This window comes from uncultured Methanobrevibacter sp. (assembly GCF_905235195.1).
GTDB lineage: Archaea > Methanobacteriota > Methanobacteria > Methanobacteriales > Methanobacteriaceae > Methanarmilla.
The window spans coordinates 1-26,334 of record NZ_CAJOKH010000047.1; the positions used below are offsets into that span (position 1 = coordinate 1).

20 protein-coding genes and 3 pseudogenes are annotated in these 26,334 nt (G+C 27.4%); 5 read left to right on the forward strand and 18 right to left on the reverse strand.

Translation table 11 applies throughout. From position 1 onward, the window contains the following. Positions 1 to 250 precede the first annotated feature (250 nt). On the forward strand, positions 251 to 1,627 hold the full coding sequence (locus QZ146_RS06490; RefSeq protein WP_295722857.1) for an MFS transporter: 1,377 nt from the start codon (positions 251 to 253) through the stop codon (positions 1,625 to 1,627). Positions 1,628 to 1,817: 190 nt separating this feature from the next. On the opposite strand, the gene QZ146_RS06495 is transcribed toward QZ146_RS06490, so the two are convergent. The 3 genes and pseudogenes from QZ146_RS06495 to QZ146_RS06505 all read right to left on the reverse strand — a co-directional run bounded on the left by QZ146_RS06495 (position 1,818) and on the right by QZ146_RS06505 (position 6,080). Further along, on the reverse strand, positions 1,818 to 2,918 hold the full coding sequence (locus QZ146_RS06495) for a DNA topoisomerase IV subunit A (RefSeq protein ID WP_295722858.1): 1,101 nt from the start codon (positions 2,916 to 2,918) through the stop codon (positions 1,818 to 1,820). 155 nt (positions 2,919 to 3,073) lie between these two features. Then, positions 3,074 to 4,722: pseudogene (gene top6B, locus QZ146_RS06500) on the reverse strand (DNA topoisomerase VI subunit B); the annotation flags it as partial. Between the two features lie 746 nt (positions 4,723 to 5,468). Continuing rightward, on the reverse strand, positions 5,469 to 6,080 hold the full coding sequence (locus QZ146_RS06505; RefSeq protein ID WP_295722859.1) for a KH domain-containing protein: 612 nt from the start codon (positions 6,078 to 6,080) through the stop codon (positions 5,469 to 5,471). A gap of 552 nt (positions 6,081 to 6,632) precedes the next feature. Between QZ146_RS06505 and QZ146_RS06510 the strand changes: the two are divergent. The 4 genes and pseudogenes from QZ146_RS06510 (at position 6,633) to QZ146_RS06525 (ending at position 10,788) form a co-directional block, all read left to right on the forward strand. Beyond that, positions 6,633 to 7,636 (forward strand): annotated as a pseudogene (locus tag QZ146_RS06510) (phosphorylating glyceraldehyde-3-phosphate dehydrogenase). Positions 7,637 to 7,932: 296 nt separating this feature from the next. After that, positions 7,933 to 8,766: a TIM barrel protein gene (locus tag QZ146_RS06515; protein WP_295722860.1), complete on the forward strand. Its 834-nt coding sequence runs from the start codon at positions 7,933 to 7,935 to the stop codon at positions 8,764 to 8,766. Between the two features lie 293 nt (positions 8,767 to 9,059). Continuing rightward, positions 9,060 to 9,278, forward strand: a complete 219-nt coding sequence (locus QZ146_RS06520; protein ID WP_295722861.1) for a histone family protein — start codon at positions 9,060 to 9,062, stop codon at positions 9,276 to 9,278. Positions 9,279 to 9,657: 379 nt separating this feature from the next. Beyond that, positions 9,658 to 10,788 (forward strand): AAA family ATPase, encoded by a 1,131-nt coding sequence (locus tag QZ146_RS06525; RefSeq protein ID WP_295722862.1) that lies wholly within the window; start codon positions 9,658 to 9,660, stop codon positions 10,786 to 10,788. Positions 10,789 to 10,873: 85 nt separating this feature from the next. Here QZ146_RS06525 and metK read toward each other — a convergent pair whose 3' ends face one another. From metK to QZ146_RS06600, 15 genes and pseudogenes are all read right to left on the reverse strand, one after another. Beyond that, positions 10,874 to 12,070, reverse strand: a complete 1,197-nt coding sequence (metK, locus tag QZ146_RS06530; protein ID WP_295722863.1) for a methionine adenosyltransferase — start codon at positions 12,068 to 12,070, stop codon at positions 10,874 to 10,876. A 267-nt stretch (positions 12,071 to 12,337) separates the two neighbouring features. After that, positions 12,338 to 13,570, reverse strand: a complete 1,233-nt coding sequence (gene hemA / locus QZ146_RS06535; protein ID WP_295722864.1) for a glutamyl-tRNA reductase — start codon at positions 13,568 to 13,570, stop codon at positions 12,338 to 12,340. 228 nt (positions 13,571 to 13,798) lie between these two features. After that, positions 13,799 to 14,473 (reverse strand): bifunctional precorrin-2 dehydrogenase/sirohydrochlorin ferrochelatase, encoded by a 675-nt coding sequence (locus QZ146_RS06540; protein WP_295722865.1) that lies wholly within the window; start codon positions 14,471 to 14,473, stop codon positions 13,799 to 13,801. Positions 14,474 to 14,661: 188 nt separating this feature from the next. After that, a pseudogene (locus QZ146_RS06545) lies at positions 14,662 to 15,151 on the reverse strand (methanogenesis marker 9 domain-containing protein). A gap of 182 nt (positions 15,152 to 15,333) precedes the next feature. Further along, positions 15,334 to 16,935: a methyl coenzyme M reductase system, component A2 gene (gene atwA, locus QZ146_RS06550; RefSeq protein ID WP_295722866.1), complete on the reverse strand. Its 1,602-nt coding sequence runs from the start codon at positions 16,933 to 16,935 to the stop codon at positions 15,334 to 15,336. A 428-nt stretch (positions 16,936 to 17,363) separates the two neighbouring features. Next, a complete protein-coding gene (locus tag QZ146_RS06555; protein ID WP_295722876.1) occupies positions 17,364 to 18,074 on the reverse strand; it encodes an MJ0144 family RNA dihydrouridine synthase-like protein in 711 nt (236 codons plus the stop codon). A gap of 204 nt (positions 18,075 to 18,278) precedes the next feature. Continuing rightward, positions 18,279 to 19,040 (reverse strand): GTP cyclohydrolase III, encoded by a 762-nt coding sequence (locus QZ146_RS06560; protein ID WP_295722867.1) that lies wholly within the window; start codon positions 19,038 to 19,040, stop codon positions 18,279 to 18,281. Between the two features lie 81 nt (positions 19,041 to 19,121). Next, positions 19,122 to 20,030 (reverse strand): 2-phospho-L-lactate transferase, encoded by a 909-nt coding sequence (gene cofD, locus QZ146_RS06565; RefSeq protein WP_295722868.1) that lies wholly within the window; start codon positions 20,028 to 20,030, stop codon positions 19,122 to 19,124. 103 nt (positions 20,031 to 20,133) lie between these two features. After that, positions 20,134 to 20,898, reverse strand: coding sequence for a coenzyme F420-0:L-glutamate ligase (locus tag QZ146_RS06570; RefSeq protein ID WP_295722869.1), 765 nt, complete (start codon positions 20,896 to 20,898; stop codon positions 20,134 to 20,136). Between the two features lie 96 nt (positions 20,899 to 20,994). Continuing rightward, entirely contained in the window at positions 20,995 to 21,627 is a 633-nt protein-coding gene (locus QZ146_RS06575) for an IMP cyclohydrolase (protein ID WP_295722870.1), read from the reverse strand. A 56-nt stretch (positions 21,628 to 21,683) separates the two neighbouring features. After that, positions 21,684 to 22,109 (reverse strand): biopolymer transporter ExbD, encoded by a 426-nt coding sequence (locus QZ146_RS06580; RefSeq protein WP_295722871.1) that lies wholly within the window; start codon positions 22,107 to 22,109, stop codon positions 21,684 to 21,686. Between the two features lie 18 nt (positions 22,110 to 22,127). Then, positions 22,128 to 22,967, reverse strand: a complete 840-nt coding sequence (locus QZ146_RS06585) for a MotA/TolQ/ExbB proton channel family protein (RefSeq protein ID WP_295722872.1) — start codon at positions 22,965 to 22,967, stop codon at positions 22,128 to 22,130. Positions 22,968 to 23,373: 406 nt separating this feature from the next. Then, the gene (rnhB, locus tag QZ146_RS06590; RefSeq protein WP_295722873.1) at positions 23,374 to 24,000 is read right to left on the reverse strand and encodes a ribonuclease HII; all 627 of its coding nucleotides are present in this window, start codon (positions 23,998 to 24,000) and stop codon (positions 23,374 to 23,376) included. A 160-nt stretch (positions 24,001 to 24,160) separates the two neighbouring features. Then, positions 24,161 to 25,231, reverse strand: coding sequence for a rod shape-determining protein (locus tag QZ146_RS06595; protein WP_295722874.1), 1,071 nt, complete (start codon positions 25,229 to 25,231; stop codon positions 24,161 to 24,163). Positions 25,232 to 25,233: 2 nt separating this feature from the next. Next, entirely contained in the window at positions 25,234 to 25,884 is a 651-nt protein-coding gene (locus QZ146_RS06600) for a hypothetical protein (protein WP_295722875.1), read from the reverse strand. Positions 25,885 to 26,334 lie beyond the last annotated feature (450 nt).

A 26,334-nucleotide genomic window follows, 5' to 3' on the forward strand; every position in this document is an offset into this window, starting at 1 on the left:
AAATTGTATTTTTACAAACTATCCCATAGGGACATGACAACTAATAAAAATAAGAGAATCATGTTGAATTTTATTCGAAAAAATTCAGACCCCTAAAAAGGTTTTATCAAAAACAATAGCAGTAGAAAAAGTATTAATCAAATAACCTAAACCCAAGGGCCAATATCTTTTTTTGTATAAATGGATTAATAATTGAAAGAACTTTTACTAAAGAAAAATTTTATATTGAAAATTAATCTAATAGTTAATAATGAAAAAAGAAGTTGAAGATAAATGGGTAATGATTCTTGGATGCTTATTGTTATTTTGTGTTCAGTTCATAGTTAATATGGTTACAGTAGCGTTGCCAACAATTTCATTAGATTTAGATTTATCTGTTAAAATGGTAAATGCTATTAATCTAATTTTTTTAATAACATCTGTATCTTTAATGATGCCTTTGGGCAAATATGTAATTAAATATGGGATTGGAAAATCTCTAAAAATTAGTATAATATTAATGATTGCAGGATTATTACTTTCAGCTTTTTCAACAGATATTAATACTCTCCTTTTTTCACGAATTATTCAAGGAATTGCAACAGCAACCATTAATGGGTCAATATATGTCCTTTTTACAATAGAGCTTCCTCCAAACAGGTTAGGTTATGATTTAGGAATTATGGGATCTTGTGGATATATTGGATTATGTTTATCAAATACCGTATCAGGAATAATTGTTTATTACATATCATGGAGAGCTGTTTTCCTAGTATTAATTCCAATATACATCATTTCACTATTTATTTTAATTAAAATAGATGATGAATGGCATATTAGCGGTGATAATGGAATAGACCATATAGGTTCCATTATTTATGTTCTTTTTATGGGATTATTATTATACGGCATTGAACAATTGGATAGTAAAAACATTTTCATATTGATTCTATCTATAATTCTTTTAATTATATTTTTCAAATATGAGAAGAATAAAAAAAATCCTGTATGTAATTTAGAACTTTTAAAAAATTTAAAATATGTATTAGGGAATTATTCAGCATTTGTAATGTATTTTATGACATTCATTGCAACATATATTCTGAATCTCTATTTACAAAATGCTTTAGGATATGATGCCCGTCTTACAGGGACATTCTTACTTGCAACCCCTCTTGCAGTAGTATTAATATCTGCATTTGCAGGAAAACTGTCTGATGAAAGAGATGAACGTACAATTTCATCAATTGCTTTAACATTTATTCTAATTAATGTGGTTATACTGTTTTTCATGGATTGTGTACCAGTTTATTTCTTATTGATTGCTTGTGTCCTTCAAGGAATTGGACATGGATTGTTCTCCTCACCAAACAATCGTTTTGTATTAACAAATATAGATCAAAAAGATTTATCCGATGCATCACCAATGTTATCCACAAGTAAAGATGTTGGAAAAGCCATGAGTTTATCATTATTTTCTATAATATGTGGTTTTGTCCTAGGAGGTTCAAATACCCTTGAAACGAATATTCCTTCATTTATAATATCATCCAAAATTATGTTAGGGATAGTCATATGTTTTGGAATTTCTACTATAATATTATTGGTTTTAAGTAGAATTAAAGAGCCTTCCTTTAAAAGTGATTAAATTCTTTTAATATTTCTAATAATAAATTTATCCCTTATTTAAAATAAGTATATTTAGTAAAATAGTGAGTTAAATATAAAATCAATTATTTTACATATTAAGCATGGATTTTAAAAAAAATAGGTTCTAAAAAAAGATATAAATTTTTAGAGAACCCATAATAAAAAAAATAGAATAAAATTTTTTTAAATTATATTTCTGCACCCATTTCTCTAAGTTTTGTAGGGAAATATTCATCAATAACATATTCAAGACCATACTTAGAGAAAGATTGCTGCTCTGCTTTTTTACCAAGCTTAAGCATTTTCTTAATTTCATTTTGCCAGAAATCAGTTTTATAACGAGGATCTTGAGATAATTCTTTAAGCCTCATTACATCAACATCTTTTAATGGGTCTGTTGGAAGATCATATTTAATAATATCAGATGCAGTAACTCCCATAAATTGTGCATCTGGAGTTGCAAGCTCATGATTTACATGTGCAAGTTTTGCACTACCAGAAATAATTACCTGTCCAATATGGAATCCCCAAGGGTCTCCATCGTTACAAATATAAACAGGAAGACCTAATTCTTCATTAACTCTTTTTAAGAATCTTCTTGTAGCACGAGCTGCCTGACCTTTAAGTCCAACAATTAAAGTATTAAATTTATCATATGCATTTTCCTGAACCATACGGTGGAACATACCCATAGTTTCTACTGCAATGACTCTGTCAACATCATAATCTATAAAATCAACATCATCAATTGTAGGTGAGATAGTATAACCTGATTTTCCTGCTCTAAGAGCATTAATCTCAACATCATCATCCATTAAAGTAATGTTACCGTATACAGATGCTCCATCTTCCTCAGGCATTAATCCTAATTCCTCACGAGTAGCACCTAACATAACTTCTAAATCTTCTCCAACAGTGTTAGATTCTTGTTGTGTGTTAAATTCTACACCCCAACCTTCACTAATATAATACATTTCCCTTATAGTAGCGGTTTTTTCTCTTTGAACAAGATCTTTACAGAAGTTAGCTGTACAAACCATTTGGCCTAATTTCCTAATTTGTTTAACATTACCCATAGACCTTCTACTATGCCTATCACCTAAAACATAGTATCTTTTATCAGCATCATAGTGAATATTTCCAGTTCCTCTTGAAGGGACACTTAAAGTAGGAATTTTATTTTTTATAACATCATCAATAATGTCTTGGCCTAAAACTTTTAATTTATTATAAGTATATTCTTTACGTTCTGCTTTAGGCATATGTTTTTTAAGTTCTTTATCAGGCATGTTTATTCACCTTCTTTTTCTTCTTGATTTTTGAGAGCTTCTTTTGCAGCTTTTGCTTCTTTTTTCCTTTTCTGTTCAGCTTCTTCTTTAGCCCTCATTTCAGCTTCATAAATTGCATCGTCTTCAGAAACTGCAAATGATTCACCTTTATCTCTTTTAATATTGGAATTTTCTTCATCTACAGCAAAACCAAGTTCATCAAATTCATCCATAAGAGATTCTTGTTCAAATTCATCCTCTTCTTCTTCAGGAACTTCACCACGTAACTCAGCAATTGACCTTTTTGTAACCTTTTCAAGTACTTTATCATAATTTGGAGCTTGAACCTCACCAAGTTCAGCAGATTGCTCAATAATAACAGGGACTAACTCTTCGAAAACTCTATTTCTGCTTTACTTCTTTGTTTTCTAAGATATCTTTCTACTTTACGAGCAAGTTTCATCATAGACTGTCTAATTTCATGTAAAATTTCTGGCTCAGGTGCAATACTCTGTTTACCAGTAGAGTTATATGGAATTTGAGTAGAAATCATATTTACAAATAATGTTATGGGAGCATTTTCAAAATCTTTTATTCCATAACGTTTCCAATCAATACTTTCTAAAGCCTGAGTAATTGCACAACTACCCTTCTCAAAACTGAGAGGAACCCTATTTGCAAACCTCATAATTTCTGATTTTTTCTGAGCATTAACAATTCGTCCAGCATCTCCACCATAAGCTATACCTGCCTCTATAATGAAAGCGACACCTCCCTTATAGGTTACAGGTTTTCTTGTAATAGTTTCAACTAATTCGGGTTTTAATATTTGCCTAATACCCTTTTCTATTTGCTCATCACCAATCGGAATAAGACCATCAGTTGGAGGAGCCATAAATTTCATGGTTTCAAAACATTTAACAATTGTTTCAGCTTCTTCAAAAGTCATATTTCGTGGACGTTTCTTCATATCAATTCTTGTAAGTTCTTGAATTTCTTCCACTCTTTTTGCAGACATTCTTGAAAGTTCAGATGTTAACATACTTTTATAACTTCTTTTATCTGAATTTTTAGCCATATTTTTAATATCATCTGCACTAACACCTTTTGGATGAGGCAATACTTCTTTTGGAAGTACTGGTACAACATCAGCAGCCCTTTTAAAAATATATTTATGCCCTGTAGGATCTCTAAATGTAATTTTTACATGAGGATTTGCAATCATAGTTCGGCGGATATATTCAAATGCACCTTGTTCAGACATAGAATAATTAACTTCTTTTAAGTGAAGTTCAATACTTACACCAGTACGGTCAACTTCTATTTCATCTTTTTCAAGTAAGTTTCCAACGTTTTTTTCAACATCCATATGGAATTTAAGTTTAACACCTTTAAGTTGACCATCTTTTTTATAACCAGATATAACCCTTGCAGGTTTACCAGTAGTCATTTGTGAAAATAGTACACAACCACTACAACCTAAACCTTGTTGTCCTCTAGATTGAATGTTTCTAAATTTTGAACCTGCAAACATACTACAGTATACTTTCATAATATAGTCTTCAGGAATACCTGGACCATTATCAGAAATTCTTAAAATATAATGTTCTTTATCATTTTCAACTTTTCTTAATTCAACATCAATTTCTGGTAAAATTCCTGCTTCTTCAGCAGCATCTATACTGTTAGTAATTAATTCGTGGAAAACAATAGTTAAAGATGTGATTTTACCAGAAAATCCTAACATTTGCCTATTCTTCCTGAAAAATTCTGCAGGACTTAATTGTTGAAAGTTTTCAAAAAGTTCTGATGCTTGTTGAGCCATATTTTTCCTCCAATTTGACTTTTAAAGAGTAATTTTTAATAAATCTAAATAAAAGTTTTTTATAAACTATTTAAATTAATAATTCACTAAAACAACATAGCCAAAGCTAATATGAATAATATAATATAAAGTGAATATACTTAATTAAATTTAAAATAGTTTTACAATAATAGTAATATATTTAGTAGCTAAACAATATGATTTTAATAAAAAACACAAAAAAATCTTATTATTTTACTACTCATGTATATATATTGAACATATTATATAAAGTTTTCATAATATATTTCATAATCTTACGTTTATAATAAATTTAAATTTAGAAAAAATTTTTTATCATAAGATAAATAAATATTACGAATTTTTTAAATTAAAATTTTCTTATATTATATATGTGCAAATTATTTTAAGCAAATTTAAACATAATAACTAATTTCAAAACTAGTATTTAAATTATTTTACTAAGAGCTTATGAGAACTAATATTTATTTAAATAATTAAAAAAAGTGAAATTAAAATATAAGAACCATCATAATATAAAAATCCTATTAAAAATAGTGTAAATGTTAAATAAAACTTATATATATTTAAAATTAATAAAATAAAAAATTAAAATCAATATACCAGATTTTAATAATTATAATTTTAAGTTATGATAACTAAATCGATTCAAATGAAAAATTATTAAAAGTATATAACTGTAAAAAAAGATCATCAAAATAAAAAAAAATAATAGAAAATAAAAGTTAACTGCTAATCTCGTCCAAGTCACCTCTAAGTTCAATTTCATCCTTTTCAATACCAAGATTTTCCTTAAACTCTTTAACTTTACGCTCTCTTTTTTTATTTTCAAGAAAACCATAGACAGACTTGTGTCTAGAACCATTAAGAAGCATTTCAATAGCTTCTTTAGCAACAACAATATTTTCCATTTTTCCAATTAAGGAAACCGTTTTACCATATATTGCCATATCAACATCCGCCATATCCACAATAATTTCCTTAGTAACTCCCCCTCTTCCAATAATTCTTCCTTTATACCTAGTTAATGCTTTTTTATTTTTACCTACCGCATCAGTTAATTTTATAATTTCAAGATAAACCTCATCATCTTTTAACTTTAATGCAGTTTCAGGATTAAACCCCCGACCTATAGCTTTTATAATATAATTTGTTTTCCAAACACCTAAAGGGTCTTTCATATTTTTTTGAGGGCAAATTTCGATTAAACCTTCTTCACTATTAATTTCAATGATTACATTTAGTGTATCTTCAATAGTTTTTTTAACAGAACCATCCTTACCAATTAAAACTCCTATCCTTTCTTTTGGAATTTTTAGATAATCTGTTTCCGCCATATAATGCACCTCTAAAATTTATCTATAAATAATATTAAATTTAGGAAATCTACTATTTATTAATTTCTAAATATGTTTCTATAATCTTTATATTTAATAGAATATTCTAAAATTTGATTTAAATAGAATAATCTAAAATTTGATTTAAATAGAATAATCTAAAATTTGAAAATTATTAAATTAAAATAATGCATAAAGTTTTAATAATTAATATATTTTTAAAATATGTTTATTTTTTAAAATAAATTTAAAGATATTAAAAAAAAAATTAAAAATAACTTAAAAAAAATTTAAAAAAATAATATACATAAAATTATAAAAAAAGTTCAAAAAATTGAATTGAAAAAAAATGATTAAAAATTTAGATTAAAATTTTATTAAAAAATTGAAAATTAAAAATTAAAAATTAAAAATTGAAAATTAAATCCACTGATAATTATCAAAAAATATTTTAATTAAATTATTAAAAGAATAATATATGTATTTAATAAAATTTTAAAGAATTTTAAAAAAATTAATGAACTAATTTAGTTAATTTGAGAGTGATAAAAAATGAAATCTATAGCTGTTAACGGAATTGGAACAAAGTTGCTGATGCAGTTTCTGCACAAAAAGATATGGAAATTGTTGGAGTATGTAAAACAAAACCTGATTTTGAAGCATTGTGTGCTATAGAAAAAGGTTATGATTTATATATGGCTATACCAGAGAGAGAAAAATTATTTAAAGATGCTGGAATTGAAGTTGCAGGAACTGTTGATGATATGATTGAAGAAGCAGATCTTGTAGTTGATTGTACTCCAGGTAATGTTGGAAAAAGCAATCTTGACAAGTATAAAAAAGCAGGAGTAAAAGCAATCTATCAAGGTGGAGAAGACCATGACCTTACAGGTGTTTCATTCAATTCATTTTCAAATTATGATAATTCATATGGTGTAGATTATGCTCGAGTAGTATCATGTAATACTACAGGCCTTACACGTACATTATTCCCAATAAGCAAAATTGCAGATATTAAAAAGGTCAGAGCAGTAATGGTTAGACGTGGTTCTGACCCAAATGAAGTCAAAAAAGGACCAATTAATGCAATTGTACCTAACCCTCCAAAAGTACCATCCCACCACGGACCTGATGTAAGTACTGTTATGGAAGGTATTAACATTACAACTATGGCACTTCTTGTACCTACCACAATTATGCATGAACACAACATTATGGTAGAAATTGGAAACGATGTTAACCGTGACGATATTATCGATGTTTTGGATAAACGATCTAGGGTCATTCTTGCTGAAGCTAGTATGGGACTTGGTTCTACTGCTGAGCTTATGGAATATGCAAGAGAACTTGGAAGAAGTAGAAATGATTTATATGAAATCCCGGTATGGAAAGAATCTATCAATGTAGTAGATAATGAAATCTTCTATATGCAAGCAGTACATCAAGAATCTGATGTTGTACCTGAAAATGTAGATTGTATCCGTGCAATGCTTGAAATGGAATCTGATAATGAAAAATCCATTACAAAAACTAATGCTGCAATGGGTATTTTATAAAATTAAATTTTAAAATTTAACTTAAATAATTATGAATCGTTATAATTATTATTTTTAATCAAAATCAAGTTATACAAGAATTAAAATAACTATTAACTTTAATTGATAATTTGATTTAGATAATGCTTTTTTTATATTTTTTAATTTATTTAATTTTTAATGAAATCAATTAAAAACTTAGTTTACTGATTATTATTTGAAAACTAATTTATATTAAAAATAAATGAATTAGCTAAACTATAAGTTATAAATTTTTTAATTAACTTTAACTTAAATTTAAGAAATATTGTGATTATATGGATAAAGTAATTTTTGGACCGGCAGGTAAACCAAAAGAGTATAAAGGTAGAGCTTATGAAGCTTGTGGATATTTAAATGAAAGAAGATTATTTGCATATGAATACCAATCAACTCATGGTCTTAGAATAAAAGAAGAAAATGCAGAAAAATTAAAAAAAGATGCTAAATTAAACAAGATTACTGTATCAATGCATTGCCCATATTATATTAATATGTGTTCAAAAGATCAGCAGAAAATTGAAAACTCAATAGAAATTTTATACAAATGTGCCCAAATTGGAGAGCATATGGGAGCATATAGACTTGTTTTCCATCCAGGATATTATTCTGGCAGAACTCATGAAAAATCTCTTGAGATTGCAAAAGAAGCATACAAAAAACTAATAAAAAAATGTGAAGAGAATGGTCTTGAAGATTTTAACTTTGCACCAGAAACCACTGGCAAAAAATCACAACTAGGCCAACTAGATGAAATAATTAATATGTGTGAAAACTTTGAACACTTTGAACCTACAATAGATTTTGCTCATGTTCATGCAAGAGATTGCGGAATATTAAATAAAAAAGAAGATTATAATTTTATATTCTCAAAACTTGAAGACCATTTAAATATTGAAAGATTACATTGTCATTTTACAACCATTGAATATACAGATAAAGGAGAAAAGAAACATCATACCTTAGATGAGAATGAGGAATATGGTCCAAATATTAAAGATTTACTAAAAAATTTAATTGAAAATGGGTGGAATGCAAGTATAATATGTGAAACTCCTAAATTAGATTTAGATGCAATAAAAATGAGAGAGCTATATGAAAGTTTACTTTAAAAATGAACTTAAATTGAAAATTTTATAAAATTTATTAAAATTCTTAAAAAAATGAATATAGAATAAAACAATATCTAAATAAGTGAATAAATAATATATGTATTAAATTTAATTATATCCTAATGGTTAATAAATAAATTATAAAAATATTAATAATGATTAAGCCATATTTAAAAATAATTTAGTTAAATTTATATATTAGAAATTAAAGAAATAGACTTTACTAATAATCCACATTAGATTGTTAGAATTAAAAAAAATTATTTAAAAAAAAATTGAAAGAGTGATTAAATATGAAAACTGAATTACCACTTGCTCCTGTAGGAAGGATCGTTAAAAACGCTGGTGCGGAAAGAGTTAGCGAAGATGCAAAAGCAGTTCTCGCTGAGAAATTAGAAGAATGTGCAGTTTCTATTGCTAAACAAGCTGTAGCTTATGCAAAACATGCTGGTCGTAAAACCATTAAAGCTGAAGATGTCAAATTAGCAAAAGAATCACATTGTAAATGTTAAGTGCATTCTAGTTAATTCTAGTTATCTAGAATTAACTACAAATTTTTCTATTTTGAATTTTTTTATTTAGTTTAATTCAAATACTAATTTTTATAAAAACAATATTTTCAATAGACTAAACTTTTTTTAAACATTATTTATTATAATTTTATTTAAAAAAGTAAAATTATAAATTTTTTTAAAACTTAAACATTTGAAAATATTTAATATTAAATCGTAACATTAATAAATATTGAACATATAATATATTTTTTAAACTTATTTTATAAAACTAAAAAATATTATTTCGAAATTTTAATTATATTAAAAACGATTAAAATTGAGATTTTTAGAATTTATTTAAAAACTAGCAAATAAAAAAATCATAGTAGGTGTATTTTTGAAATCAAATAACAAAAATCCTGAAATAAAAATGACCAATGTTAAGAAAAATGCAACTCCTACACTTGAAGAAATCGAAGCAAGAAAAATTAAATTAGAGGCTGTTGGATATCCTTTTAATTTTAATTATGTTGAATCTGCACAGCTTGAAATTTCTGATAAAAAATTATTTGAAGAGTATGCTAAAGAACAATGGTTAGGCCTAGAGGCAAAAAAAGGAGGATACTTATTTGATCAGAAAATAGTGCCAGACTATGGATTTAAAATTTTAGAAGTAGAACCTGAAAATTCAATTATTACTGAAGATACAAAAATCACACTTATTGATAATAAACTTACTGTAAAAGAGGAAATAAGTCCTTTAAAATATCAGATAAGTTTTGATGATATCATTGGTCAGGAAAATGCTAAAAATAAAATAAAAATTATTAAAGAATATATGGAAAAACCTGAACTATTTGGACAATGGGCCCCACAAAACATATTGTTTTATGGACTTCCAGGTACTGGTAAAACCATGCTTGCAAAAGCCCTATCAAATAATTTAAACATACCGTTATATTTAGTTAAAGCAACAAGTTTAATCGGAGATCATGTTGGAGATAGTGCACGCCAAATACATGATTTATATGAAAGTGCATCTAAAAATGCACCCTCTTTAATATTTATTGATGAAATTGATGCAATTGCACTCCACAGACAATATCAATCTCTTAGAGGAGATGTTTCAGAAATTGTAAATTCATTTTTAACAGAACTAGATGGAATAAATCCCAATGAAGGTGTTGTAACAATAGCAGCTACAAATAATGTTGGTTTTCTAGATGCTGCAGTTAGAAGTCGTTTTGAAGAGGAAATTGAATTTACACTTCCAACAGAAAAAGAGAGAAAAGAAATCCTTCAAAAAAATATTGAAACAATGCCAATTAAAATAAATATTAATATTGATAAAGTTGCTAAAATGAGTAAAAATATGTCTGGAAGAGATATAAAGCAAAAAATACTTAAAACCGCACTACATCATGCATTTAGTCAAGAAAAAACTGAAATAAACATGAAAGATATTGAATATGCATTTAAGCAATCTAAAGTTAAAATCAAAAATGAAGTTAAAGATATGTATGAATAATGTTCTATTCTAAATTGGTTTGAGAAAAATAAGAAAAAATAAGAATTAAAATAAAAAATAAATAATTTAAGGATTAAACCCTAAACTAATTTTTTATATATTTTTTTAAGTCATCTGCTTTATTGGTTTGTTCCCATGGCAAATCAGGATTACCAAAGTGACCATATTTAGCAGTCTGTTTATAAATTGGGCGTCTTAAATCAAGAGTATTTATAATTCCAAGAGGAGTTAAATCAAAGTTTTCCCTAACTATCTCTTCATATGTAATACTGTCCCCTATATCTGCACCAGTACCAAAGGTATCTACCATAATACTAGTAGGTTCTGCAACACCAATAGCATAAGATAATTGTACTTCACACTTATCAGCAAGACCACTTGCTACAATATTTTTTGCAACATATCTTGCCATATAACATGCACTTCTATCTACTTTAGTACAATCTTTACCTGAAAATGCTCCACCACCATGTCTTGCATATCCTCCATAAGTGTCTACAATAATCTTCCTACCTGTTAAACCTGCATCCCCATGAGGACCTCCAATTTCAAACTTACCTGTAGGATTTATGTATTCTGTAGTTTCATCAGTAACATATTCTTGTGGAAGAACTTCATTAAACACATAATTTCTGACATCTTCTTTCAAAGCATCCTGATTTTCAGACATACTTTCATCATGTTGTGTTGATAAAACAACAGTACCTAAAGAAACTACATTACCTTCTTTATCATAATTTACAGAGACTTGAGCTTTTGCATCAGGTCTTAAATAAGGAAGAACCTTATCTTCCCTTAATTGAGTTATTTTATTTGTTAATCCACGAGCAAGATAAATTGGATATGGCATATATGTTTCGGTTTCATTCGTTGCATAACCAAACATCATACCTTGATCTCCTGCACCAATAGATTCATCAGCATCTTCCTCATCACGAACTTCAATGGATTCATCCACACCTTGTTTAATATCTGCAGATTGTCCGTGAAGTAAATTTACAACCTTACATGTATGACCATCAAATTTAATTTCAGGATTATCATAACCTATTTCAATAATGGTCTCTCTAATAATTTTTTCAACATCAATTTCTGCAGTAGAGGATATTTCTCCAAATACCATACAAAAATCAGTAGTTACACAAGTTTCACAAGCAACGTGAGCATATGGGTCTTCTGCCATATATGCATCCAACACTGCATCAGAAATAATATCTGCAACTTTATCAGGATGTCCTTCAGTTACAGATTCAGAGGTAAATGTTCTGTATACTTTACTCATTGTTTATCTCCTTAAAAAAATTTTAAATAATAACCAAATTAAATTTATTTTAAAATAATATATTTTAAATATTCATTAACTAAATTTATATTAGACTTTTTAAATATAAAATTGTTTCTTTTCACATAAATATAAAGTTTTTTTTAATAAAATTATAAAGCAATGAAATAGATGTATATAAAATATAAAATTATATAAAAAGGATAATTAAAATAGTCTAAGTTATTTTAATCTATTAAAATATGATTTTTTTAAAATAGGCAGCAATTATTTTTCTTTTAAGAAAAATATCTCTGCTGCCCTAATTAAATCTTCATCTTCATCACAAGCAACACTTTTAATGTTCTGTGAAATGTCATAAAATATTTTATTAACTATGGAATTTGTCAAATTATCAATGATTTTTACTGCACCATCTACATCTGCCATCTTTACAATAGCTTTTTGTGTTTCACGTTGGCGTATCTCTTCCATAGATGACCTTAAATTAGCAAGTATATTATCAATTTCCATTAACTTAAACGAACTTTTAAGTAAATCCATCTCATAATCAATAATATTTTCAGCTTCAACAACTTCCTTTTTTCTCTCAAGAGTAGTTTTTTCTGCAATTCCTCTTAAGTCATCAATATTATATAACATAATTCCAATTTCTTCAACATCTTCAGAAACATCACGAGGATTAGCTATATCGATAATAATAGATTTTTTATCATATTCAAAATAATTATTCTCATTTTTAAGATTTTCAATTGCATTAATGAAACGTTCTTTAGTAATCAATGTATGAGGAGAACCAGTGGCACTTATTATTACATCAGAAATAGGAAGGAATTTATTTAAATCATCAAAGAATATAGCTTCTCCACCTAATTCATCAGCCAATTTAGTTGCCCTATAATATGTACGGTTTGCAACTAAAATAGCTTTCAGATTCTTTTCAGCCAAAGCTTTAGCAACAAGGGCCCCCATTTTTCCAGCACCAACAACAAGAACAGATTTATTTTGAAGATTACCTAAATGTTCTTCTGCTAAATCCACAGCAGCAGAACCTATAGAAATATGGCCTTTATTAATATTGGTTTTATTTCTAACTTCCTGCCCCACATGAATAGCCTTAGTAAATAAAGTATCTAAAACTTTACCCAAATGCCCTTCCTTATCTGCTTTAATTTTAGCATCTTTAATTTGACCTAAAATCTGGTCTTCACCAACAATTAAAGACTCTAATGAAGAACTCATTCTAAATAAATGGAAAATAGAATCTTCACCCGTTTCAACTATAATTTTATTATATTCGATAGATTCCAGTACTTCTCCAATACCAAATGCATCAGAATGTATATAAAATTCGTGTCTATTACATGTAGATATTTCCACATATTCACCAATGTTAAATTTATTTTTAAAATTAAAGAAAATCTCCTTTAAATCACCATAAACCTCTTCCATAGTTATAACATCTGTTGTTTTATGATCTACACGAATATTAATAATCAATTCAATTCCCCATAAATTTAATATTTTTTAATAAAATAATATATAAAGAATAATAATAGTTTCCTAAATTTAATAGCAATTATTTAAATTTAATATATAGAATAATTAATAATTTCCTAGATTATATAAGATTATGTTTTAAGAATAATATAAATTTTTTATTAAAATAAGAGAAAAAATTATTCAATACGTATAAATTTTAAACTATTGAAATTAATAAAAGAAAATTTACAAATTATTAATGTATTTTTTAACTTCTTCTTTTGCTTGAGACAGATTTTCCTCATCCAAAAGTTTAATAATTTTTTGATTGTCTAATAACTCGTATAATATTTCTCTTCTTCTTTTAGAAGATTTAACATTATTTTTTAAAAGTTCTCTACCATAATTTTGAAGTTCTATTTCAAGAATATCCCTGTCTGTAATGATATTTTGGATTTTTTTACGTAAATATTTGGCCATAAGTGGACTTTTACCACCAGTGTAAATAGAAAATTCCACATCACCAATATAAAAACTTGTAGGAACTATAATATTTCCATCTAATGGATCATCAGCCCGATTTACTAATTTATTATGGGAAATTGAAGATACATAATCTGCAAGAGCATAATCCTCAGTTGCAATAACTACAATATCTGATTTTTCAACTTCAACCTTAACTATATTTTTATTTTCATTAAAAAAATCAGAATTTTGATGATTATCCCCTGATTTATCAGTGTGTATTTTAACTAACTTAGCACCTTTAGTTAATATGTCCGCATCTAAACTATCCCCTGCTAATTTAACATTTGCCCCTTTATCTAAAAATTTAGCTGCTCTTCTAAGGGCAACTTCACCAGTACCTAATATAAAAACGTTCTTAGAGGTAACATCAAAATAAAGACTTAAATAACCCATAAACACACCATAAATAATAATATAAAAAACAAAGGATAAAAAATACCATGAAATGAATAATAAATGTTTAACAGAAATTAATGATTTGAAAAATAAAGAAGAGTTAAATAAAACTAAATTAAATTAAAAAAAGAAGAATTATTAATTTTTACAGGCCAAAATAATTATTGTTAAAATAATGAAAATAATTAAGATTCTTTTTTTAATGTTTTTACTCTTAATAATTTAATAGCCATTCTCAAATCATTTCCACAATCGCTTAATACTTTTTGAGCTTCTTCTTCATTAATATCAAAAGCATTTGTAAGAGCTACAAACATTTTCTTCATTAAAATTGGAATTAGTGCTTTTTCCTACAATTTCCTCAGCCATCTGTTTTTTTAATGTGAGATATTCATCAACACTCATATTAATACTTTTCATGGACATATCTCTCAATGGGCAAGGCTTTGAAGGTTTACAACACCAAACCATAGATCCAAAACAAGTTCCCGGACCTTCACCTAACCTAGTTTCACGTGCATATTTATTCTTAATTTCAATATATTCTTGAGGTGTCACACCCACTTCATTTAAAGCATTTACAATAGGGCAAGGTTTTACTGGAGGGCAACAAAAAGATAAACCTCTTACATCTCCACCTCTACAAATATGTGATGGTGCATCATCCCACGCCATAATAATTTCCTCCATCTCATAAGACAAATACTTGTCTAATTATTAAAATTATATAAATTTAAATTGATTAAAAAATTAGATAATAATTATAATAGTATAATATTAATCATTATTCTTTATAAAACTAATTGTTTTAATAAAAATTAAAAAGAATATTAAAAAAATAAGAAATTATAATTTAATTAATTATTTCTCAACATATCCTCTTTCTCATCAGAGGTAAGTTGATTTACAATTTCTTCAGGTTTACCTATATTGAGGATTTTACCTCCTCTCATTAATGCTGCACGATCACAAACATCTAAAACAAAGTCCATATCATGTGAAATTATGATAAATGTCTGTTTTAAATCATCCCTTGCTTTAAGAATAGAATCAGAAACAATTACCCTTGTAATAGGGTCCATTGTACCAGTAGGTTCATCGAGAACAACAATATTAGGTTCTTTAATAAGCACTTGTGCAATAGCTACCCTATGTCTTTCACCAGCACTTAACTCATCAGGATATTTATTTAATATTTCCTGAACTTTATCTGATGAAAATCCAACAGTTTCAAGAACATGAATTGCCTGCATTTTTGCAAATTCCGCAGGTAAATTAAGACTAATTGCATCAGATAAATTACCTAAAACATCTCTGTGAGGGTAAAGTGAAAATTCTTGGTGAAGTAGACCAATATAACTCATTGCACGACCTCTATTCATAGGGCCACGTAAAGTCATATCAACCCAATCGTCCCCTACTTTTACCTCAAGTGATCCACTACTTGGTTCAGTAATACCTGTCATCATTTTAGTTAAGGTAGTCTTACCTGCACCACTTAAACCTACAAGACCAAATATTTCCTGTTCATTTACTTCTAAATCAACATTGTCTACTGCTTTAACTACCCCTCTTTCAATGGAATAATAATGTTTTTTAACATCCTCCAATTTTACAATAGGACCTCCAACTTTGTGGTCTTGAACTTTTTGTGGAAGTGGAACAGTTTCTAAAAATTCCTGAACTACTTTATGAGGATCTCCAGATTGAACCAATTTACCATCTTCTAACCAAATAACATTATCTGCCAATTGTTCCATTACCTCTGGCCAATGAGAAGTAATTACCATAGTAATACCCTCATCTTTGACAGATTCTTGTAATGTTTGATGAAGTGCTTCAGCAGTTTGAGGGTCTAATGTACCTGTTGGTTCATCTGCTAAAAATAACATTGGTTCTTTTGCAATTTGCCTTGCAAGAACTACTCTTTGTTTTTCTCCTCCACTTAAATCACGTGCAATGTGAGTAATCCTATGACTCATTTGTACCGTTTCAAGAATTTCTATAGCCTGATAAAGATTATTTTCAAATTGATCATTATCCCCCATTGCCTTAAGTACATTTTCAATAACTGTTGCTTCATCGTATAAAGCAAAGTTTCTCTGTAACATAATAGCAATTCGTCTTTTGATTGCAGCAAATTCTGTTCTCTCACTATTCCAAAAATCAATATCTTTTGCTTCTAAGGTTGAATCACAATTTGAACATTTTTCTCCTTCTTTTGATGGAGATTCAACACGGCCACAATTTGGACAAACACTTACATGGAAAATCATTTGCCCACTATCTGGCTCATATTCTTTGGTTCCACGTAACATATTAATTAAAACAGATTTACCTGAACCACTACGACCCAAAATACCTAATGTATCTCCCTCTTCTATTTCAAGATTAATATCTTTAAGTACTTGGACCTCATTAAAGGATTTATTAATATTTCTTAAACTAATAAACTTCATACCTTCACCTTTCATAAAAAAAATAATAGTTATTATAATAATTATAAATATTTTCAAATCTTGAAAAATTATTTTAATTACATATATTTATAATATTATTATTTATAAAAATTTCTAAATTTGCTTTGTATATTCTTTCTTAATTTTGAAAAAAATTAAAATACTAATAATATTTTTTAAAAATAAAGAATATAAAAAATTTTAAAAATAATTAACACTAATATAGATAATTTTAAAAAGAATAAAATTGATATAACTATGTTATATAATTTGTGTATTTTAAAATAAAATAAGCATTTTAAGCAATATGACAATTCATACTATTATACACATAAAAATAAATTTTAAAGAATAATATAAAAAATAAATGCCATATAAACCTTATAAAAATAAGATAAAAATAAAATTTTAAAAAAAAAGAAAAATAACTATAAATCATTTAAATTAAAATCTAATTTTCCTTTAAGTGCAGCTCTTCCAATAGAAAAAGCAGAAGCCCCAGCATCTAACATTGCCCTTGCATTTTCCAAGGAATTAATTGAGTTATTCCCAATTAAAAAAATATTTACATTTTCAGAAATTCTTTTAATCAAATTTAAATCAGCAGAAAAAACACCAGGATTCATTGCATCCACATGTAAGTAATCACAACCACAGTTTTCAATTAACTTTGAAATAGCTATATCATCTACACCCTCAACATTTGCCCTCATTTTAACAGATACTTTAGCATGGGATTTTCTTACTACTTCCTTAATATAATCTTCCAAATCATCTCTTTTAAGCATTGCCTGGCCACAATTAATTTTTTGTAATTCCTCTTGGCGACAATGAGAATTAATCTCAACAATATCAACAGAATCTATTTTACTCATTTTAATAATTTCATCAGGATTAATACTTCGAAGATTAATAGAAACTTTAACATCAGGATAATTTTCTTTTACTTTTAAAGATTCACTTTCTATAAAATCATATATTTGATCTTCTGGAATGTCAAACTCCTTTCGGCCCCTTTGAATAATTTTTTTACCTGCAATAATTGTAGGTTTATCAATATTAAATCCACCTAATGTAACGGTATCAAAGCCATAAGGAATTAATTTAACTGCAAAATCACTGTTACAAATACCTGCCATAGGGGCTAAAACTATCATTAATACACTCCTTAAAAAAAATATTTTAAAATAAAGATTTTAGATTTATTGTTAATATTGGATATTTAATAGTTAATAGTAATCTAACTGTTAATATTAAACTTATAGTTAATTATTATAAAACTATTAAAAAAAGTATGAAAATAAAAAAAATAATAAGTAAGGGAATAATATGAATTTTAAAGCTTAACAACCTTTTTCTATAACTTCAGTCCAATCAACATTATTACCTGCACGTATGTTCTCCAAACCTATATCAGCCATATATGCTGCATCTTCCGCATTTCGTCCTCTGCCAATTCCAGCTTTAAGACCAATACCTATTTCATCATCTATTTCAATTAAAATTTCTTCGATTTCCTTTTCAGATAATCCATTACATGGAGACATAAAATTATCTCCACCAATAAAGAATAATAAAGCTCCTTTTTTAATTAATTTAGTCATTAAATAATGTTGTGCTTTATTAACCATAAAACTAGTATCAAATGCAGATTCAACATCAGTTAATGTTTCAGTTACACTGTTAATATCTATATGAGCAACTTGAACATAATTATCTTTTCCATCAGCAAGTGAGTCAATTGCCAATATTTCTTTTCTATCAGAGGATTGTGCTCCCCCTTCATTTTGTAAAGCCAAAGTTGCTAATCTTTGAGCTTCATGAGGAGTTTCAGCAGCACCAACACCCATACTTATTGTAATAGGATATCTATTTTTAATTGATCGTTGAATTCTCAAATGGTCTTCTTCATTTATACCATTTGTAATTGCTAACATATTATCAAACCTAGTAAAGAAAACTAATCCTTTTTTTGTAGAAAATTGTTTTTGTACATCCGCAAATAATTCAGCCTGTAAAATTTGAAGGTCAGATTCATTACGAGGTTTAGGAGTCACAGTCCATGGACCATAATTATCAATTTGTATTAATGTCATTTGAATCATATTATTCACCATTATTTAGATATATAATTCTAATAGTATATAATAATATTACCTAAAAAATTTAAGTAATAAAGATATTTATTATTTATTTAAATCCGTTATAAATTTAGCCAAATCTTTTTTAATTTCTAAAGATTTCATCATAGTATTGGTAATTTTTACATCATCAAGGATTGTTTTTATTTCATCCTCTAAATATTTATCCTGATTATCAATAATCAAACAGTTCACAAAGTCTTTATACATCTTTGCAATTCCAACAGCAGAAACTTCATAACCTAATGCATTCATAAATTGGCCTGCAGGACCACTCACAGGAGATTTTCCTACAATAGGAGATACTGCAACCACATATTTTTTCTTTAACGCATCTTTTACACCTTCAATTGATAAAATAGGCATTATTGAAGTAATAGGATTTGATGGACCAATAATGACCATATCAGACTCTTCAATAGTACTTATAAGTTGGTCTGAAGGAGGAACCTTTGAATATACTACATCTAAAACTTTTGGTTCACATCCTTTGTCAATTAAAAAGTCATGAAAATCCAAATCCCCCATATCAGTAACTATCTTAATATCAGAATCAACATCACTCATAGGTATGATTTTAGATTTAATATTTAACTTATTTTTTTGAATATCAACAATTTCAGATAAAGTATAACCTTCAGATAATCGTATAGTCTTTTCAATTTTAGTTGCCCTATCCCTATCACCAATTCTAAGAGGTTCAGGGCAACCTATTTCCTCGAGAAATTCATTTGTAATAAATGTATCTCCTCTTATACCATACCAAAATTCTTCATTTATCATATCGGCTAAAGTATACATTACAACATCAATATCCCCACTTACATATACTCCTGAAAAATAATTATTTTCAACAGTATTTACAATAATACTTAATTCTTCACTATCAAGAATTTCTTTTAATCCTTGAATTAATTTTGGAGTTCCTGTACCTCCACTTAGTACACAAATCATAATATTCACTTTAAGTTAAAATAGTAAATTTTCATAAAATATATGTATTTAATAAATTTTTTATATACAATAACATATTTTTTAAAAATTACAATAAATTAAATTACTTTCTAAATACATCGAATTCTTTTGGACGTAATAATGAATCAATATTACTATTTGGATTTCTTAAATTATCAAATGCATTAAATCCTCTAACAATAACAATTGGCAATCCTTCATCAGCTTGACCTTGAATTAATGAAGCAGCAGCTGCAAGTTCATCAGCGGTTGCTATTTCAGTAGTCTGAAGTTTACGACCATAAAGATCCATCTCACCTTGTCTTTTCCATAAAGGTTCAATTCCAGAACATCCAAGTGCCACTCCCACAGCACCTACCCTAAAGGCCCTTCCCTGAGTATCAGTAATTATAACTGCAAGGTTTTTATTTGAAACCTCTTCCAATTCTTCTCTGATTTTCCTTGCAGATAAATCTGCATTTTCAGGAATTGGAGTTGCAAGACCATTATCCACATTAGATTCATCTATTCCAGAGTTTGCACAGACAAAACCCTGTTTAGTTTCTGTGATTATAAAATTAGGCCCTACTTCAACAACTTCTCTTGCTTCTTGAATAATAGCTTCAACCAATTTTGAATCCTTTTTAGATTTTTTAGCGATTATAATTGCATCATCAGAGGGTAAAATATCTCCAAGTTTAATAAAATTTCCTTCTGCCTTAGAGATTAATGTTTCAGCAATTAAAATAATGTCTCCATCTTCAAGAGTTTTACCTTCATTTTCTAATGCATCTATAATTAAATCTGATATATTGTCTCCTTCCTCAACAAGAGGAATTCCATGAAGTCCAAATAATTCTAAACTCATAATATCACAAATAATAATAATAAATAATAACTAAATAAGATTAAATGATAAAAAATAAGATAAAAAAAATGAAATTCTTAAAAAAAAATGAATTAATTAAATATCCGGATTATAAGCAACAGTTTTCCACTGGCCAACAAATACAGATGCAACAGAATTTACTGGATTTTCAAATTCTGCAAATTCCCCCCCATTAAATATATAATGAGCTGCATCTTCACTATTTCCTGCTTTAAATTCAACAATATGAGGTTCTTGACATTCATATACTGAAATATAAGCTGCAGTGCCATATTCTAATTTTTCTACCCTTATTTTAGAATCTGTTACAATTCCAATATATGCTTCATATTCTCCTTCAGCAGAACTTGAAGTAACAACACCTGCAATTCTTGGAGTATTATAATCATCTTTCTCATAATCCATTGTAAGCAATGAATATGCAAGAGCATCTCTAATATTCATACCCACACCAAGTTTATCTGCTATAATATCAGTATGAGACCCATTAGATACAACTATTAAATCATCTACAATCCTTATACAATTATAAGCAATATATGCATTTTCAAAAATATCAGTTTCAAAACCTTCTTTTGGAATAATAGCTGCTTCATTATCAAAAACTTTTACTTGCCTATTTGGAAAATGTCTACTAGAAACCCTATATGCAACAAAAGGCTTGCCCTCTGTGTTCATCCCTAGAGCTAAAATTCTCCCTAAATACATTTTTATCCTCCAATAAAAACTAAATTAAAAAAAAAAATTAAAAATATCAAAATCAACTATTTATCTTTATCTTTAGGATTTTTTACTGCCTGTTCAGGGGGCATTCCAGGAGGAGTTGTAATTTCAATCGCCTTCTCCTTATTATTAACGATAATTTGTCCCTCATCCATTACTTTCGATTGAATGGCAATAGCATTATCCTGAATTAAATTAGACATATCATGACCATTTACAACAACATGTTGCAAATTATTTACTGGAATGATATAATATTCAGAATTTCCTGATGTATCAGTAACATTAGGTTTTCCAGTAGCATCAGCAGCCTGAGTAGAATGTGCATCTGCAGTTGAACCTGCAAAACTACTTGTTACGACTATAAATATTAAAATTGTAAATAAAATATCAATGAAAGGTACAAGATTAATACTAACATCATCTTCTTTTAATTTCTCCTTTCTTGATTTAATATCCAAACTCATTTTATCACAAAGTTTTAATTATTGTTTAAGTTTACTTTCTACTATTTCAGATCCTACATTACACATCTCTAAAATAATATTACTTATACTCTTTTCTAACATACTTGGTTTAAATGATATTTGTATATTGGCATTAGGTTCAGATATTTCACGTACATTAACAATACCTTCCCCCTCTTGTAATGACTGAATAACACAAGGTAAATTTTCAGTAACTCTAATTTTTGCTACTGCATAATTCCAGTTAGTCATTTTTGTAGCAAGTTCAATCTTATCCATTTCTCCTTCAATTAATGATTTAATATAAGTATGAGTAGGAACTAAAATAATAGCTACAAATAAACCAGCAATAGTAGTAATAAGTGCAGTATAAATACCTTCCGCCATATCATTAGGATTAGGATTAATACCTAATGATTTAAATGTTAACCATATACCAATAACAGTACCAATCAAACCTAAAAATGGTGCAATTTCAATAATAGTCTTTAAAGTATTTAATCCTTTTGTCATTTTACTTGTTTCAACAATAAAAATCTGTTCCATACTTTCTTCTACTTCAGTTTTGTTTTTATAACCAATTTTTAAAGCTTCAGAAATTATTTTGGAAACAGGATTTTTATAAGGACTAATCTCTTTTAAAGCTTCAATAGCTCCACCTCTCTCCATAGCAACAGATACTATACCCATAAGTTCAGTAGCATCAACATTACTAATACGTCTAAGGTATCGAATTTTTTGAATTGAAAGTAAAACACCATATATCCCAATAAAAGTGATTACATAGGTAATGATTCCTCCATTATTAAAGAAATCAACTATAACCGAAAAAAAACCACCGAACATTTCAAAAAACATCTTCTTCCTCACTTAATGATTCGATTATTTTTAAATTAAAAATACTTTGAAAATAATAATCTCCAAAAAAAATTATAATTTCAATTATTGTTTTATTTATTTAAATATATATCTTTATTTATAAGAAATTATTGAAAATTTACAATTTAGTGAATATAACCATAGATTTTAAAAAAAATTTTTTAAAATAAATGAACTAAGTAAAAATAAGCTTGTAAAAAATATGGATTTATGTAAAATATTTTTAAAAATTTTCTTTTACCTAAAAATTACTTTAAATTTCAATAAAATATAGTTTCTACTAATAGATTTTAATTAACACAAATAGAAATAATAAAAAAATAGAGTTTTAATTATTTTAAATAAAAAATTTAAAAAAAGAAAATATTGATTTTTAGATTAAATATTAATCTTCCCTCATCTTAGCTACTGTAGCCCAACTGCGTCTTACAAAATCAGGAAGTTCATCATATTTAAAATTAGATAAAAAGGCTTTAGTTTTAGGGTCACTAGGATAACCTGAACCAATACCTCCCAAATCACTATATTCCTTATTAATCTTTTCAACTATTAAATCCCTATTAAATTTAGCGATTATTGAAGCCGCTGCAACTTGAATATGATTATCATCAGCTTTATGTTCTGCAATTACCTTAATATCATTACCTAGAATCTCTTGAACTTCATTTTGAAAACGAGTGGGTTTAACATCTACAGCATCAATAATAACCTTTTCAGGTTGTAATTTTTGAATTAATTGAATCATACCTCTTTTTTCAATATCATTAAGATTGACTCCATCTGCCCTAAGCTGGTCTATTTCTTGTGCACTTATAACTACCATATTATGTTCAAACATTTTTGATAATTTACGTGCAAGTATTGCCCTTCTTTTAGGAGTAATCTTTTTAGAATCCTTAACTCCCATTCTCTCAAGAATTGTATTTTTATTTTCAGGTATGATAATTCCACCAATTACCATAGGACCAATTACAGGCCCTCTTCCCGCTTCATCGACACCCATTATATCCATATAAAAACCTTAAAAATTGATAAAATATTAGTTAAATGTCTAATTTTAAAAAAAAGTTATTGTATAATTATAAAATTAAAATATAATTAATAAATTATTTTAATTATTTAATAAATTGAATAAAAAATTATAAAAAAATAAAAAATAGATTTATCAAAATCTATTTCATAGCTCGAAGACGAACTTCAGGTTCTAAAGCTAATGGTTCTGCAGCAACAATAGCTGTACCTTTAGCTACAACAGTCATAGGATCTTCGGAAATTGTAATTGGTATCTCAATTTCATCAAATATTCTTTCCTTAAGACCACGTAATCTTGAAGATCCTCCAACAGCTACAGTATTTTCATATACTCCCATAATTAATTCTGGAGACATTCTCTCTAATATTATGTTTAACCCATCGATAATACTTTGAATTACAGGTTCAACTGCATCTGCAATGAGCATTGAATCAATAACTACTTTTTTAGGCCTGTTTGTTTCTAAAGATTTACCAATAACTTCTACAGACAAGTTTTCTAATGTTTCACTACAATGGACCATTCCAACTTCCATTTTAGCATTTTCTGCATCATGTATACCAATTGCAACATTATATCTCTCAGCAATTAGATCTACAATTCTATTATCAATATCATCTCCACCAAACCTTACAGTTTCAATATCAGTTATTCCTCCAAGAGAAATAACTACTAAATCTGTAGATCCTGCACCTACATCAATAATCATAATACCATGAGGTTCAGCAATAGGTAATCCTGCACCAATAGCTGCTGCCAATCCTTCACTAATAACAATAACCTCATTTGCACCAGCTTTTCTTCCAATTTCTTCCGCTGCATTCTTTTCAACTTCAGATGAATCTCCAGGAATTCCAATAACTATTCTTCCAACACTTTCCCCTTCATCAATACCAATTTGGATTGCTCTTATTAGTAAGGATTGAGCTTGTATAATATTCTCAATAACCCCTTTTTTAAGAGGTCTAACAGCAATAATATCTTCAGGAGTTCTTCCTAACATTGTTTTAGCTTCTTCACCAACAGCCAAAATAGCAGAATGGTCATCTTTTTTAACAGCAACAACAGATGGTATTTGGTATAAATCAAATTTATCCCCTGAAGGTTTAGCAATTACGGTGTTTAATGTACCTAAATCAATCCCTAAACTATTACGAACAACTGATTGTTGAGGTTTCTCTTTATCATTATCATTTCCAAAAATGCTCATAATTAAGCCTCCATATCCATATCTTTAAAGTCTATAACAAAAATTTTATTTGATGCAGTAATCTCTTGAACCTTATCCACATCTTGATGTTTATCAACAGATATAAGAATTGTTTTTAAAACAACATCACTCATTTTAAATAAAGGAGCAAAAGTACTTTTTAAAAAATTAGGTAATTTAAATTTGGTGTTTATATCAGTTTCAATATAACCAGTAGTCTGATCATCTAATAAAATACCGAATTGAACTCGTTCTTTCTCAATATCAGAAACTACTTTACGAATAGTATCCTCAGAACCAACTAAAACCATTAAATTTGGTTTACTTCCTAAATAATTTGGAGAAATTTGAATTAATGCTCCTCCACCTTCTTTACATTGGGAACTAAACTTTTCAATAATAGGAGGAAATCCATACAACATAATAAAATCAAATTTTTTAGTGACTTTATCCTCACTTAAAGATACATGCTCACGAAATAGTATTTTAACTTGATCTCTTGAGGAGATGGCTTCATATGCTATATCATCAATTAAAGCATCATTGCCTGCCATTATGCACCATAACTTATCATGAGTTGTATCAACATCATCCTTATCATTAGATATTCTAGCTGCTCGTCTTAAGGCTTGAATACTATCTTCAATCATCATATACTCTCAACTAATTTATGCAGTTATTTTGACAATTTTAATAAACATTAAAGTAGTAATTACCTAATCTATAATGAAATTAAATCATTAAAATATTAGTCCACTAGACTATTATATAATAATAATTGTATTATTAACTATATATATTTATTCATATTATAAATAATATGTAGAATATTATTTAATATTATTTAAAATAATGATAACTTATGATAAAGTAATTTATAGAAAAAATATTATACAACTATAAAATTATAACAAATATTATCTTTTAATAGAATATTACCTATAAATTATACAATTTAAAATTAAATAAAATTAAAATAATTATAATACTATTTTGAAAAAAAATTTTAGGGGTCTGAATTTTTCAGTTCTCAGATAATTGTTGTATTGCTGTTTTTGAGTTAAATCCTAGTGATATGATTAAGGCCCCTAAAAATACATTCA

Coding starts and splice junctions, on each gene's coding strand:
- QZ146_RS06515 (WP_295722860.1), top strand. CDS start 7,933: ATGGATAAAGTAATTTTTGGACCGGCAGGTAAACCAAAAGAGTATAAA.
- QZ146_RS06570 (WP_295722869.1), bottom strand. CDS start 20,898: ATGAGTTTAGAATTATTTGGACTTCATGGAATTCCTCTTGTTGAGGAA.
- QZ146_RS06520 (WP_295722861.1), top strand. CDS start 9,060: ATGAAAACTGAATTACCACTTGCTCCTGTAGGAAGGATCGTTAAAAAC.
- QZ146_RS06580 (WP_295722871.1), bottom strand. CDS start 22,109: ATGAGTTTGGATATTAAATCAAGAAAGGAGAAATTAAAAGAAGATGAT.
- cofD (WP_295722868.1), bottom strand. CDS start 20,030: ATGATTTGTGTACTAAGTGGAGGTACAGGAACTCCAAAATTAATTCAA.
- QZ146_RS06560 (WP_295722867.1), bottom strand. CDS start 19,040: ATGATTCAAATGACATTAATACAAATTGATAATTATGGTCCATGGACT.
- QZ146_RS06595 (WP_295722874.1), bottom strand. CDS start 25,231: ATGAGCATTTTTGGAAATGATAATGATAAAGAGAAACCTCAACAATCA.
- QZ146_RS06490 (WP_295722857.1), top strand. CDS start 251: ATGAAAAAAGAAGTTGAAGATAAATGGGTAATGATTCTTGGATGCTTA.
- rnhB (WP_295722873.1), bottom strand. CDS start 24,000: ATGGATATAATGGGTGTCGATGAAGCGGGAAGAGGGCCTGTAATTGGT.
- QZ146_RS06585 (WP_295722872.1), bottom strand. CDS start 22,967: ATGTTTTTTGAAATGTTCGGTGGTTTTTTTTCGGTTATAGTTGATTTC.
- atwA (WP_295722866.1), bottom strand. CDS start 16,935: ATGAAGTTTATTAGTTTAAGAAATATTAATAAATCCTTTAATGAGGTC.
- metK (WP_295722863.1), bottom strand. CDS start 12,070: ATGAGTAAAGTATACAGAACATTTACCTCTGAATCTGTAACTGAAGGA.
- QZ146_RS06555 (WP_295722876.1), bottom strand. CDS start 18,074: ATGGCAGGTATTTGTAACAGTGATTTTGCAGTTAAATTAATTCCTTAT.
- QZ146_RS06575 (WP_295722870.1), bottom strand. CDS start 21,627: ATGTATTTAGGGAGAATTTTAGCTCTAGGGATGAACACAGAGGGCAAG.
- QZ146_RS06495 (WP_295722858.1), bottom strand. CDS start 2,918: ATGCCTGATAAAGAACTTAAAAAACATATGCCTAAAGCAGAACGTAAA.
- QZ146_RS06505 (WP_295722859.1), bottom strand. CDS start 6,080: ATGGCGGAAACAGATTATCTAAAAATTCCAAAAGAAAGGATAGGAGTT.
- QZ146_RS06540 (WP_295722865.1), bottom strand. CDS start 14,473: ATGGGTTATTTAAGTCTTTATTTTGATGTTACCTCTAAGAACGTTTTT.
- QZ146_RS06600 (WP_295722875.1), bottom strand. CDS start 25,884: ATGATGATTGAAGATAGTATTCAAGCCTTAAGACGAGCAGCTAGAATA.